14 protein-coding genes are annotated in these 12,817 nt (G+C 63.4%); 8 read left to right on the top strand and 6 right to left on the bottom strand.

The genetic code is table 11. From position 1 onward, the window contains the following. Positions 1-95: 95 nt before the first annotated feature. The 3 genes from HJY11_RS08410 to HJY11_RS08420 all read left to right on the top strand — a co-directional run bounded on the left by HJY11_RS08410 (position 96) and on the right by HJY11_RS08420 (position 3,241). Entirely contained in the window at positions 96-1,079 is a 984-nt protein-coding gene (locus HJY11_RS08410) for a nucleoside hydrolase (protein ID WP_243764355.1), read from the top strand. Positions 1,080-1,336: 257 nt separating this feature from the next. Further along, positions 1,337-2,266, top strand: coding sequence for a nucleoside hydrolase (locus tag HJY11_RS08415; RefSeq protein ID WP_208075543.1), 930 nt, complete (start codon positions 1,337-1,339; stop codon positions 2,264-2,266). 15 nt (positions 2,267-2,281) lie between these two features. Further along, positions 2,282-3,241, top strand: a complete 960-nt coding sequence (locus HJY11_RS08420; RefSeq protein WP_208075544.1) for a nucleoside hydrolase — start codon at positions 2,282-2,284, stop codon at positions 3,239-3,241. Positions 3,242-3,310: 69 nt separating this feature from the next. Here the strand turns inward: HJY11_RS08420 and HJY11_RS15490 are convergent, their stop codons facing one another. Further along, the gene (locus HJY11_RS15490) at positions 3,311-4,486 is read right to left on the bottom strand and encodes an SDR family oxidoreductase (RefSeq protein WP_279571065.1); all 1,176 of its coding nucleotides are present in this window, start codon (positions 4,484-4,486) and stop codon (positions 3,311-3,313) included. After that, a complete protein-coding gene (locus tag HJY11_RS08430) occupies positions 4,486-4,938 on the bottom strand; it encodes a MarR family winged helix-turn-helix transcriptional regulator (RefSeq protein ID WP_208075546.1) in 453 nt (150 codons plus the stop codon). The genes HJY11_RS15490 and HJY11_RS08430 overlap by 1 nt, the downstream gene beginning before the upstream one ends. Positions 4,939-5,211: 273 nt before the next feature. Here HJY11_RS08430 and pepD point away from each other — a divergent pair, with 273 nt between their 5' ends. Continuing rightward, entirely contained in the window at positions 5,212-6,663 is a 1,452-nt protein-coding gene (gene pepD, locus HJY11_RS08435) for a beta-Ala-His dipeptidase (protein WP_208075547.1), read from the top strand. Between the two features lie 91 nt (positions 6,664-6,754). Here the strand turns inward: pepD and HJY11_RS08440 are convergent, their stop codons facing one another. From HJY11_RS08440 to HJY11_RS08455, 4 genes are read right to left on the bottom strand one after another with little or no spacing between them, the layout of a single operon-like run. Beyond that, positions 6,755-7,291 (bottom strand): hypothetical protein, encoded by a 537-nt coding sequence (locus HJY11_RS08440; protein ID WP_208075548.1) that lies wholly within the window; start codon positions 7,289-7,291, stop codon positions 6,755-6,757. Between the two features lie 25 nt (positions 7,292-7,316). Beyond that, complete coding sequence (locus HJY11_RS08445; protein WP_208075549.1) at positions 7,317-8,042, bottom strand: class I SAM-dependent methyltransferase; 726 nt, start codon at positions 8,040-8,042, stop codon at positions 7,317-7,319. A 29-nt stretch (positions 8,043-8,071) separates the two neighbouring features. Further along, complete coding sequence (locus HJY11_RS08450) at positions 8,072-8,575, bottom strand: shikimate kinase (protein WP_208075550.1); 504 nt, start codon at positions 8,573-8,575, stop codon at positions 8,072-8,074. Next, positions 8,565-9,389: a shikimate dehydrogenase family protein gene (locus HJY11_RS08455; protein ID WP_208075551.1), complete on the bottom strand. Its 825-nt coding sequence runs from the start codon at positions 9,387-9,389 to the stop codon at positions 8,565-8,567. Before HJY11_RS08455 ends, HJY11_RS08450 begins: the two co-directional genes overlap by 11 nt. A gap of 460 nt (positions 9,390-9,849) precedes the next feature. Between HJY11_RS08455 and acpP the strand changes: the two genes are divergently transcribed. The 4 genes from acpP (at position 9,850) to rplC (ending at position 12,817) form a co-directional block, all read left to right on the top strand. After that, positions 9,850-10,077 carry an acyl carrier protein gene (gene acpP, locus HJY11_RS08460; RefSeq protein ID WP_021659671.1) on the top strand — a complete coding sequence of 76 codons (228 nt, stop codon included), beginning with the start codon at positions 9,850-9,852 and terminating at the stop codon, positions 10,075-10,077. 171 nt (positions 10,078-10,248) lie between these two features. Further along, positions 10,249-11,373 (top strand): hypothetical protein, encoded by a 1,125-nt coding sequence (locus HJY11_RS08465; protein ID WP_208075552.1) that lies wholly within the window; start codon positions 10,249-10,251, stop codon positions 11,371-11,373. 433 nt (positions 11,374-11,806) lie between these two features. After that, positions 11,807-12,118, top strand: coding sequence for a 30S ribosomal protein S10 (rpsJ, locus tag HJY11_RS08470; RefSeq protein ID WP_044992681.1), 312 nt, complete (start codon positions 11,807-11,809; stop codon positions 12,116-12,118). A 69-nt stretch (positions 12,119-12,187) separates the two neighbouring features. Beyond that, complete coding sequence (gene rplC, locus HJY11_RS08475; protein WP_208075553.1) at positions 12,188-12,817, top strand: 50S ribosomal protein L3; 630 nt, start codon at positions 12,188-12,190, stop codon at positions 12,815-12,817.

The following is a 12,817-nucleotide window of genomic DNA, read 5'->3' on the forward strand; positions in this document are numbered from 1 at the left end:
ATGGGAGCAGACAGCCGGCGGCAGATGTGGTAGAGTGGGGGCAGAGAGAACCCCGCTGGAGCAGGCAGGACCTGCCAAGGAAAGGAAGGTTTTTCATGCGCTATCACAGTTTGCTGGAAGAGTTTATGGACATCCACTACGATCGCCCGGCCCCGGCCCACGACATCCCGCCGGAATTCATTGTGAGCCGGCTCAAAAAGCCCGCCGGGCGGGTGAGCGCGGTGCTGGATACCGACGCCTTTAACGAGGTGGACGACCAATTCGCCCTGGCCTATATCCTGCAATCCCCCGAGCGAATCGACCTGCAGGCCATCTACGCGGCCCCCTTTCACAACGAGAAGGTAGCCAGCGCTGCCGAGGGGATGGAGCGCAGCTACCAGGAGATCCATCGCATCCTGTCGCTGATGGGGCGGGAAGAGGACTGCGGGGAGACCGTCTACCGCGGTTCCGAGCGCTTTTTGGCCGGTGAGGAGGCCCCGGTGGACTCGCCCGCCGCCCGCGATTTGGTGGCCCGGGCCATGGCTCGCCCTGACGACGACCCCCTCTACGTCATCGCCATCGGCGCCATCACCAATGTGGCTTCGGCCCTGCTGATGGAGCCGGCCATCGCCCGCAAGGTGGTGGTGCTCTGGCTGGGAGGCCACGCGCTGGAGTGGTTTAACACCAAGGAGTTCAACATGCTTCAAGACGTGGCCGCCGCCCGCGTCCTTTTGGGGTGCGGGGTGCCGGTGGTGCTCTTCCCCTGCAACGGGGTGGTCTCGGCCCTGACCACCACCGGCCCCGAGATCGAACACTGGCTGCGGGGGAAAAACCAGCTCTGCGACTACCTCTGTGACATCACCAGGGAGGAGGCGGAGTTAAACCGCCAGGGCCCCTTCTGGAGCCGCACCATCTGGGATGTGGCGCCGGTGGCCTGGCTGATGGAGATGGACGGCACCGAGACCCGGCTGGAACCCGCCCCCATCCCCTCCTACGACGGATATTACAGCGTCTGCCCCTGCAACCATCCCATCCTTTATGTATACAGCGTCCGCCGCGACTGCATCATCGGCGACCTGTACACCAAGTTGGCCCAGTAGCGGCCTGCTGCCGAGGGCGGCCCACCCCCTTTTAGGGGGCGGGCCGCCTTTTTGCATTCCTTTTGTCCCGTCCCAACAGCAGTCGCCAGGGCGGGCGGCCCCGCGGGGACCAGGAGAATAGGGCACAGGCAAATTAGCCAAAAAAAGAGAATGATTCCCGTGGGAACGCCGAAAAAAAGAGACCGTATTGTCTGTGCGGCCCCTTTGCTGATACAATAAAACAGTACGAGAAAAAATTGGCAAAGGGAGGATGAAAGATGAATCGAATTCCGCTTTTGATGGACTGCGACCCCGGACACGATGACGCGGCCGCCCTCTTCATGGCGCTGGGCAGCGGGGTGTTCGACCTGCAGGGGATCACCACCGTCCCCGGCAACGGGCTGCTGCAAAATGTCACCGAAAACGCCCTGCGGCTGGTGGCCTTTTTAGGGGAGGAGATCCCGGTGGTCCCCGGCTGTGTAAAGCCCCTGGCGGGGGAGTGCCGGCCGGCCCTCTCCTACCACGGCGCCACGGCGCTGGACGGGGTGATCCTGCCCCTGTCGGAGCGGGGGCCCCTGCGGGAAAACGCCATTGACTTTATGGCGGCCAAGATCAGGGAGGCCGCGGGGGAGATGGTGATCGCCGCCCTGGGGCCCCTGACCAACATCGCCGCCCTGCTCCTGTCCTATCCCGAATTAAAGGGAAAGATCAAGCGGTTGTGCCTGATGGGGGGCTCCACCTCGGGCGGAAACGTGACCCCGGCAGCGGAGTTTAACATCTGGCACGACCCGGAGGCAGCGGCCATCGTCTTTGGCAGCGGGCTGCCCATCACCATGTGCGGGCTGGACGTGACCGAGAAGATGGCCCTGCGCCCCGAGGAGATCGAAGAGGTCCGCCGCAGCGGGCGGGTGGGGGCCCTCTGCGCCCAGCTCTTTGACTACTGCCAGGACACCTTTGGCGGCAACGGCCGCGACCTGGTGGTGCACGACGCGGTGGTCAGCGCCTGGCTGATCAAGGAGGGGCTCTTTGACACCCGCCGCTTTTACGTAGAGGTGGACGCCGGCAAGTCCTTGAGCCGGGGCTGCACCGCCACCTACATCCGCCCCTTTGGGGTGGGCTGCAAAGAGGCCAACATCGACGTGGTGGTGGGCGGCGACCGGGACGGGTTTGCCCGGCTGTTCATCGACTGCATTGCCAAATTGGGTTAGAGGAGGGGACAAGAGATGGAAAAGCGCCCATTTATCATTGACTGCGACCCGGGGATCGACGACGCCGTCGCCCTGTTTCTGGCCGCCAGCCGGGAGGAGTTCGACATTCGCGCCGTCACCTCGGTGGCGGGGAATGTAAACATCGACCTGACCACCCAGAACGCCCTCGACCTCTGCCGGGAGGCGGGGCTGTCCACCATCGTCGCCCGGGGGGCGGCGACGCCGATGCTCTACCCCGCGTCGGACGCCTCCTTCGCCCATGGGGCGCGGGGGTTGGGGACGGTGACCCTCCCCGCCTCCCCCCAGCAGGAGGACCCCCGCCACGCCTGGGACGTGATCTACGACGAGGCGGTCAAGGCCGGCGGCCGGCTGGAGATCATCGCCCTGGGGCCCCTGACCAACCTGGGCATCCTGCTGACCAAGTACCCCGACGCCGCCCGGCTGATCGCCAACCTGACCATCATGGGGGGCTCGCGCATCTACGGCAACCAGAGCGCCTACGGCGAGTACAATCTCTGGGCCGACCCCACGGCGGCGGACATCGTCTTTCGCAGCGGGGTGCCGGTGGACATGGTGGAGCTGGAGACCATCTTCCGGGCCAAGCTCACCAGCGGCGATTGGAGCGACCTGCTGGCCTGCGACCACCGCATCGCCCGGCTCACCGGGGAGATCATGCGCTATAAGACCGAGCGGGGCGAGGGGATGCAGGACCTGATCACCGCCAAGTCCGACGATCCGTCCCCCTTCCTCTGTGACTGCATGACGGTGGCCTGTGTGGTCGACCCCTCCATCGTCACCTGGAGGCGCTGCCACGTGGACATCGAGACCGAGGACGGCCCCAGCCGGGGCCGTACCCTGGTGGACTTCTCCCCCCGGCCCAGCGGGTTTCGCAGCTGCCGGGTCTCGATGGAGGTCTCCCGCGAGGGCTTCAAGCAGGTGATGGCGGAGATGTTCCGCTTTTACGAGGACAAATAGCCCGTGTGAAAAAAGACAAAGGCGCGCCGGCCATTGCAGCCGGCGCGCCTTCTTTGTGCCGCTTTTTCCCTAGGGCAGCAGGGCGAGGAGGGCGGCCACCTCCTCCACCCAGCCCTGCACGATGCGGCCGTTTTCCTCTCTGCGGACAGGATCGCGCTCGTAGCCCTGCAAAAGGGTGTACTGCCGCTCCCAGTACCCCTGCAGCCGCTGGAGAAATACCCGCTGACCACCCAGGGCGGCCGGCCCCTCCCGCAGCAGTTCCCGCAGGGTTTCGGCCGCCCCGTCGGCGGGCAATCCCACCGACTTTTTAAAGTCCCGCAGCACCCACTGGCGCTCAAAGACGTTCATCTCCTTCCAGCCCTGGTACTGGGCAAAGAAGGTGTCGGCCACCTGTGTCAGGGCCTGGGTTGCTGCTCGGTTGTCCGCCGGGGCCCGGGCGGCTGGCTCCGGCCCCCCCTCGGGGGAGAGGCCGCAGTCCCCCAGCACCTGGACGGAGGCGATCTCCTGCCCCCGGTAGCGCCGGGCAAAGAGGGCCGAGAGGGCAAAGCCCCAGCCCGCTGCCTCGGCGCTGAGGAGGTGGCTTTCATTTTGGCGGTAGAACGCAGACAGACCCATCCCCATCCGCGCGGCCACAATCTCGATGGCGGCCTCGGCGGTGGCGGTGCGCACCAGCCCGGGGCCGATGGTGTAGACGTGGATGCCGGTCTCCTCCAGTTCCATCGAGAGGGTGGAACCCAGCTCCGCCTGGGCGGTCTTAAAGACCTCGTAGGCCCCCATGTGGGGAGCCGCCCCGGAGGAGGAGACAAAGGCGATCACCCCGCTGTTCCGCTCCCGCATGGCGGGGAGAAAGGCCCGGGTCAGCTGCAGAGGGGCGAGAAGGTTGACAGCGTAGCTTTGGTTCCAGGCGGCGAGGGATAATTCCTCCACCGCCCCCATCTGCGCCAGGGTGGCGTTGTGAAAGAGGACGTCGGGGCAGCCGAAGCGGGTCAATATCTTCCCGCAGAGGGCCTCCACCTCCCCCTCGTCGGCCAGGTTGACGGGCAGAAAGACGCCGCTGCCCGGCCGCCGGTCGCACAGCCGCTGCTGGGCGGTGAGGCCCCGCTCCCGGTCACACTCGGCGAGGAGGACGGTGGCTCCCATCTCGACAAAGGCCAGGGCGGCCTCGACGCCGATTCCACCGCCGCCCCCGGTGAGGAGGACGACCTTTTTTGCCATCTGGCCGGCAAACCGCTCGGCACCCCGCATCACCTCGCCCCCTCCCGGCGGGGGAGCATGTAGGAGGCGACCTTTTGCAGCAGCGCCGCCAGCTGCCGCTGCTCCTCTGGGGCGAGACCGCCGAGAATCCGTTCCCCCATTCCCCGCTGGTAGTCCAGGTAGCTGTGCAAAAAGGCCTGCCCCCGCTCTCCCAGTTCCAGCTGGAAGGATCGCCGGTCCCGGGGGCTGATGACCCGGCGGAGATAGCCCTGCCTCTCGAGCCGGTTGAGGGCGCTGGTGAGGGTGCTCTTGGGGATGTGGAGGGCCGCCAGATAGTCCCGCAGCAGCAGGTGGGGGGCCGCGCCGGCCATCAAAAGCAGGCGCATTTCAAGGGGGGAGCGGCCCATCAGCTCGGGGTAGCGTGCCGTCTCTTCGGGGGTGGAGCTGTACATGAGCACCTCGTGCCAGAGCTGCGCCACCTGGAGGGGGTCGGGATTGGCCATATATATAACCTTCTTTCGTATAATACGATTATCGTATAAACAGAGTGTAGGGCAGATATCACCGTCTGTCAAGGGGAAATTGCCCGCTGGGAAAAAAGGGGCAAAGTAGACAGATGCGGCGGCGGGGCAGAGCGAAATTTCTCCCGGCGATTTGCCGCTTTCCACTGGAAAAATGGCGGGGGAGAGAGTATACTGTTGGCAAATGCCATCGGACGAGCCGGCGCTTTCCCCCGGCGCGGTGGCGCAATTTCAGAGAGAAAGAGGCGAATTCCCATGGAGTATGTGACCAAAGGATACGAGCCGGCCGACGCGCTGCGCTATTTTGAAGAGCTTTCCGCCATTCCCCGGGGCAGCCGCAACGAAAAGGCTGCCGCCGAGTTTGTGATGCAATTTGCCAAAGACCTGGGCCTCTGGTGCCGGATGGACGACGCCTACAACGTGGTGGTGAAGAAACCCGCTTCCCCCGGCTGCGAGGGGCTGCCCACCGTTATGTTGCAGGGCCACCTGGACATGGTCTGCGAAAAAAACCAGGCCACCGAGCACGACTTTGAAAAAGACCCCCTGAAGCTGCAGGTGGAAGACGGCGTTCTCCGCGCCTCGGGCACCACCTTGGGGGCCGACAACGGGGTGGCGGTGGCCTATATGATGGCTGCCCTCGCCCGGGACGACTACCGCCACCCGGCGCTGGAGTGCGTCTTTACCTCGATGGAGGAGATCGGTCTGCTGGGGGCCATTGCCCTGGACTGCTCCGACCTGGAGGCCAAGTACCTGCTGAACATGGACTGCGGCCCCGAGGGGACGATGATCGTCTCCTCCGCCGGCGGGCTGCTCATCGACTTTGAAAAGTCGGCCGAGTTGGTTCCCTTTGCCGGAGAGGCTGTCTCCCTGGCGGTGCGGGGGCTGCTGGGCGGCCACTCGGCCATGATGATCGACCAGGAGATGGGCAATTCCATCAAGCTGATGGGGCGGGTGCTGCACAACATCAAAAAGGCGATGCCTGTGAATCTGGTGCGCCTCTCGGGCGGCTCGAAGATGAACGCCATCCCCCGGGAGTCCGACGCCCTGATCGCCGTGCCCGCCGGCAGAGCCGGCGAGGCCATCGCCATCGCCCAACGGGTGGCGGGGGAAATCGCCTCCGAGCTGGCTGCCAGTGACCCCGGCTTTGCACTGCAGGCGATTGCCGCCGAACCCGCCGCCCAGATGATGGACAGCACCTCCAGCGACGAGCTGATTCGCTTTGTCTACCTGCTCCCCAACGCCGTCTACACCATGAGCATGGAGATTCCCGGCCTGGTGGTCACCTCCGGCAACCTGGGGGTAGCGGTGAGCGAGGGGAACACCGTGAAGATGACCGAGTTCATCCGCTCCAGCGACCCCACCGTCCGCGACCACATGGCCGACGAGATGGCGACCCTGGCCGAGATGTGCCGGGTGAAGGCCGACCTCAACGAGCCCATGGCCGGCTGGAAGTACGAGGCCAACTCCCCCCTGCGGGAACTCTGCATGAAGATTTACAGGGAGCAGACCGGCAAGGAGATGGAGATGAAGGCCGTTCACGGCGGTCTGGAGTGCGGCATTTTGAAGGACAAGCTGCCCGAACTGGACATCATCGCCTTCGGCCCCACCGCTGACGGGGCCCACACCCCTGACGAGTGCCTGGATCTGGCCTCCTTCCAGCGGACCTTTGAGATGGTGGTAGCCGTGTTGGAAGCCCTGGCCAAGTAGCCCTTCTTCCACCTGTTAAATGAATAAAGGAGCAGCCGGACCGAGGAAGATCGGTCCGGCTGCTCTTTCTTTTTGGCGGGGCAAATACCCTTTATAGGAGCTCGTTTCCCGCTGCGTCGAAAAACTGGTATTGCGATGGCAGTGTTTCGCTGTACAGGATGTAGGGGTAGTCTCTTTCCCCGATGGAAAAGTCGCGGGCTCTCTCCCCGTCGGAGAGGCGGATCGCAGTGCAGCGCGGGTCGTTGACCAGCAGGGCGAGTCCCCGCTTCCACTGCAGGGCAACAATGTCCCTGCCGCCGCGCTCCACCGGGCGGTAGGTCCGCACAAAGGCGTACTCCTCCTCCCCGACCACGGTGCACTCCATGGGCAGATAGCTGTGCGCCTGGTACGCATTGCCTGAGATAAACCAGAGGAGGGCGTCGTCCCCCTGCACACACTGGCCGGCATAACGGATTTCGGTATTCTCCGCGTCGGCAATGGGAATTTCCGCCCGGGCTTTTTCCACCAGCGCATCGGTTCCCTTGAGGGTCTTTTGACAGCCGGCGAGGGAGAGGGAACAGGCGAGGGCAAGGGCAAGCGCCAGGAGACGGACAGAAGGGATGAGGGCGGCAGATAGGCGTTTGTTCATTGGCGGTACCTCCTTCTCTGCGGGCCTAGAAGGCTTTGCAGAAGGTCAGACAGTAGAGACCACCGCAGCGGACGTCGGCCAGGGCCACAGCGGTGACATTTGAAGGGAGGAGATCTACCGGGGGGACGATCTCCTCCCGCTCCTGAAAGGGCAGGCGCCGGCGGTGAGACACCTGCGCGGTCTTGCCGGCAAGGAGGAGGGGGGCGCCGGGGCGGGCGACCCGCACCATCTCCCGGATGGCGGCCTCGCAGTCGGAGAAGAGATCGCTGCCACCCGCGCAAAAGACCGCGTCAAAGCTCCCCTCCCGAAAGGGGAGGCACTCGGCGCGCCCCTGGCAGAGGTGGAGGGGGAGACGGTGCTTTCGCTTTTGCAAAAAGCACTGGTCCAGCCACTCTGCCGACCGTTCAATACCGTAGTAGTCGGCCTCCGGGGGGAGGCAGCGGATGTTGGCCCCAACGCCCACCGAGACCTCCAGCACCCGGTCGCCGGGGCGGATGTGCAGGTACTGCAGAAAATCGTTTCGGGCCTTCCGTCCGCCGCCGCAGAGGGCGCGGTAGAGGGCTCGCCCCCTTTCATAAAGGCGGCTGCCGGCGATATCAGAACCGGCCTCTCCCTCGCAAAAGTGGAGGATCCCCCGGCTGTCGGCAGGGTAAAGCTGGCCGGTGTTGGGGTTTTCAAAGCCGCGGCGGGCCCGGTTAAAGGCGAGGGGCTCCCCCGTCTCGGGGTCCTGCCAGATGGAAAAGTCGATCACGTCTTGAAGCGCTTCCTTTCTCGGCCGATCTAGCGGTGGCGCCGGCGCGCCTTGAGGATTTCCTGCACCACCATAAAGGGGGAGTGGGCCGCGTTGACCTGCAGGTCGCAACAGGCCTGGTAGATGGGATAGCGGCTTTCAAAGAGGGCCCGCACCTCGGCCTCGCTCTTTTCCTGCACCAGAGGGCGGGAGGAGGAGCGGATGCGCTGGTAGCAGGCCTCAAAGTCGCAGTCCAGAAAGACGGTGGTGAAGTGGCTCTGCAACACCTCCCGGTTGCGGGGGAAGAGGGCCAGCCCCCCGCCGCAGGAGAGGACCCCCCGCCGCCCGGCGGCCCGTTTTAGGTAGGCGTGTTCCAGCTCCCGAAAGCCCGCCTCTCCCTGCTGGGCAAAGATCTCGGGAATGGTCTTGCGCTCTCCCTGGGCGATGGCGGCGTCCAGGTCCCAGAAAGGGCACTGCAGCCGCTTGGCCAACTCCCGCCCCACGGTGGTCTTGCCGCAGCCCATAAAGCCCACCAGGGCGTAGTTATCCCGCATGGCTCGTCCCCTCCAGCGACCGGATCAACCGGTTGGTCAGATCGCCGTCCACCGGCTGCCCCAGCCAAATTTCCTGGGCGGCGGCGGCCTGCAAGACCAGCATCCCCATCCCCCCCAGGGCGGGGATGCCCAGGGCGCGGGCGGCCCGCAGCAGCCGGGTCTCGGCGGGGTTGTAGATGGCGTCAAAGACAAAGCCGCAGCGGGCGATGACCAGCTCGTCCACCGGGCAGCCCTCGACCCCGGGCCACATCCCCACCGGGGTGGCATTGAGCAGGGCGTCATACCGGCCCTCGATCTGCCCCAGGGGGACAAATCGCGCCGCCCCCGCCAACTCCTGGCACAGGGAGGCGGCGTTTTCGCTGCCGGGGTCGCGCACCGCCACCGTCAGGGAGCGGCAGCGCCGCAGTGCCTCTTTGGCCATCATCCGCGCCGCGCCGCCAGCCCCCAGCAGCAACACGTCCCCGGCAAGGGACTCGGCCCGCTCCCCCAGGGAGCGGAGGAAGCCGGTCACGTCGGTGTTGTACCCGGTGCGGGCGACGCAGTCGATGGTGTTGACCGCGCCGTACTCGGCCGCCTCCGGGGCGAGGGACTCCAGGTAGGGGAGGACCGCCCGCTTGTAGGGGATGGTGACGTTGAGACCGTCGTACTCGGTCAATAGCCGGGGGAAGGTGTCGGCAAACTCCCCTCGGGGAATTTCGATGAGGTCGTAATGGGCCTCTGCGCCCAGCGCGGCGAAGAGGCGGCTGTGAATCTGGCCGGAGAGGGAGTGGCCCAGCTTCTCTCCAATCAGACCAAATATCTTGCCCTGTTTCATAGGCTCCTCCAAATGTCAGTCGTATGCGGCAGGATGGGGGCGGGAAGCGGGGGCACAGCGCCCTGACCGGCCTCTCGACACCATGGCCGCGTGCGGCCGTGATACCACAAGTGCGGAGCGCGCCGTGGTATTGGCCATGGGGCAGGGAGCAAACAGCGCTTGCACATCTGCCTGGCCACCTGTGGTATAATAGCCGTTTTGCGGCTATTATACCACAAATTGAGGGGCGAGGAGGGCAGGGGAAGATGAAAATTTTTTGAATTCTGGGCCAAAGGGGGCGGCCGGGAAAGCAATCTGCCGGTGGGGTGGAGAAAAGCAATGATTTTTCATCCTTTTTCCAAATACCCATTGACAGCCGCTGTCAAAACGTGTATACAAGTATGTAGGCAATCGCCACCCCCTTTGGCGGCGATGTTTTGCAATCTTGCAGACTAGTATTTTCTTATAGGAGGAAAATGATATGGTATTCGAAAAAGTCAAAGAGATCCTGTGCGACCAGCTGGACGTGGAGGAAGAGAAGGTCACCATGGAGGCCAACATCATGGAGGATTTGGAGGCCGACTCTCTGGATGTGGTCGACCTGGTAATGAGCCTGGAAGAGGAATTTGACATCGAGATCCCCGACGAAGAGGTGGAGAACATCAAGGAAGTCGGCGACATCGTGAAATACATCGAGTCCCATATCTAAGGGCTCGCCGGAAACAGAGGGCGTCTGCTGCAGAAATGCGGCGGACGTCCCTCTGCTTTTTTAGGGCAGGGGTTGCCACCCGATTTGACGGCAGGGCTGCGGCACACTATAATGGGGACATCAAAAAAAGGCAGTTGGGCCGCAGGGCCCAGCAGATAGGGGGCAAGGTCGATGGTGCAAAACGGCAAAAGGGGCTCCCTTTGGCGGCGGGCGCTCTCCCTTCTCATGGCGCTCTCCCTGGCCCTCTGCCTCCCCGGCCCGGCGCTGGCGGCTGACAAGGCGCAGGTCACCCCCTACACCTCCCCCATCAACGGCGGGCGGGACTACCTGGTGGTGCTGGGGAGCGACAACACCCTCTCGGTTTCCTCCGGCTGTCCGGAGGGGCTGGCCGCCTCTCTCAAACGGCAGAAAAATGTCATCCAGTTCGATCAGTTTCGCGACCGGGTGGGCCTCCTCTACGCCGACGGCTCGGTGGCCCTCTTTACCCCCGACGGAGAGACTGCCTTTACCCCCCGGGGAAGGGTTGAGCAGATCGCTGTGGGGGGCACCTTTGTGGCAGCCCTTCTCAAGGATGGGACGGTACAGCTGCTGCAGGTGAGCGAGGGGCTTTACGAGGACCAGCTCCTGCGGGCAGAGCAGTGGCAGGGGGTGAAGACCCTTTCGGCCGGGCGGGGTCACCTGCTGGCGGTCACCGACGACGGTCGGGTGTTGGCGGCCGGGGCCAACGAGTTTGGCCAGCGCAGCATCAACGGAGAGACGGGGGTGGTGGCTGTTTCGGCGGCCTACAACCACTCCATCGCCCTGCGCAGAGATGGCACCCTGGTCAGCGCCGGGGACAACACCTTCGGTCAGTGCGAGGTGTCCTCCCTGCGCCAGATCATCTATGTGGCCACCGGAATGAAGAACACGGTGGCGGTGGATAGCGCCGGGAATGTCCACCTGCTGGGGGAGGAGTCCGCCGGGATGGAGGGCGCTGCCGACTGGGAGAAAACGACCTTCCTATATATAGGGAGCAACTTTCTCTGCGGAATCGGGCCCGAAGGCGAGGTGCGGGGCGCCGGCGAGCAGGGACAGGGCATCGCCACGGAATTGAGCGAGACCCGGGCCAGCTACCGCTATGTGGGAGAGTTTATCCGCCGGGCCAAGAGGGACCGGCAACGGGTGTTGGCCGGCGGGGTGCAGCCGGGAGGCTTTTGGCGCACGGTAATGAAAGCCTGGCACATTCTAGCCCTCTTTGGCCTGTTTTGGGCGGTGGTCTTTATCGACATTCGCCGGAAGCGCCGCCAGGGAGGTTGAGGGATGGAAAGGAGGACGTGCCGGACGAAGGTTGGAACAAATTCTCCAACCGGTGCAAAAGGAAGGGCCAAAAATCTCTTTTTTGCCCAAAAAGTTTGAAAAAAGCCTTGCAATGGGCTGGGCACTGGTGTATTATAATAAAGCGTGACTGCACAAGATATGCGTTGAAGCGGGAGGTTGCCACACATTTGTGTGGGTTTTTCCGTGGAGTATGTCCGATTTTAAACCGGGCGACAGTAAATACTGAACACAGCGAGAAGGGGATAGCTGCGCTTATTCCCCGCCGCTGAAAGGGCGTTTCATGCCCGTTCCCGGATATGCTTGCACACGTCAAGTGTATTCGTTTTTTTATGGCCCAACATGAAACACCCGGGTCAGTGTTTAGTTTTTGAAACCGCCCCAAAACATGTATTCTAATAGGAGGCGATTTAAAGTGGCAGTCAAGGAGAAAATTCGCATCAGACTCAAGGGGTACGATCACAATTTGGTCGACAAATCGGCGGAGAAGATCATCGAGACCGCAAAGCGCACCGGCGCCCGGGTCTCCGGTCCCATCCCCCTGCCCACCAAAAAAGAGGTCGTGACCATCCTGCGGGCCGTCCACAAGTACAAGGACAGCCGCGAGCAGTTTGAGCGGAGGACCCACAAGCGGCTCATCGACATTCTGCGGCCTTCCAACAAGACCGTCGACAGCCTGATGAACCTGCAACTCCCTGCTGGTGTGGACATCGAGATCAAGCTGTAAGCGCGATTTCCTGCCCAGCAAGCAGGTCATGTCGGCGCAAGCCGACCAATAACCGAAGGAGGGAAAAACATGAACAAAGCGATTCTCGGGAAAAAAGTTGGCATGACACAGCTTTTCGACGAAACGGGAAAGGTCATCCCGGTGACTGTTGTCGAGGCGGGCCCCTGTGTGGTCGTGCAGAAGAAGACCGCCGAAAATGACGGTTACTGCGCCCTGCAGATCGGGTTTGGAGACGCCTCTGTCAAGAGCACGAACAAGCCGATGAAAGGCCATTTTGACAAAACTGACGTGGCCCCCAAAAAGCACCTGAGAGAGTTTGCCCTGGAGGGCAGCGATCTGGAGGTCGGCGCCATCATCAAAGCCGATGTCTTCCAGGTGGGCGATCACGTAGACGTAAAGGGGACAAGCAAGGGCAAGGGGTACGCCGGCACCATCAAGCGCTATGGCCACCACCGCCTAAAGGAGTCCCACGGTTCCGGCCCTGTGGTTCGCCACGCCGGTTCCAACGGTTCCACCTCCACCCCTTCGCGGGTTTTCAAGGGCAAAAAGCTGCCCGGGCACATGGGCGCCGAGACGGTCACTGTGCAGAACCTGGAGATTGTCAAGATCGATACAGAGAATAACCTCATTGCGCTCAAAGGTGCGATCCCCGGCCCCCGCGGCGGCCTGGTCGCCATCACCGACAGCGTCAAAGCCTAG

This window comes from Bittarella massiliensis (ex Durand et al. 2017) (assembly GCF_017566145.1).
GTDB classification, from domain to species: Bacteria; Bacillota; Clostridia; order Oscillospirales; family Ruminococcaceae; genus Bittarella; species Bittarella massiliensis_A.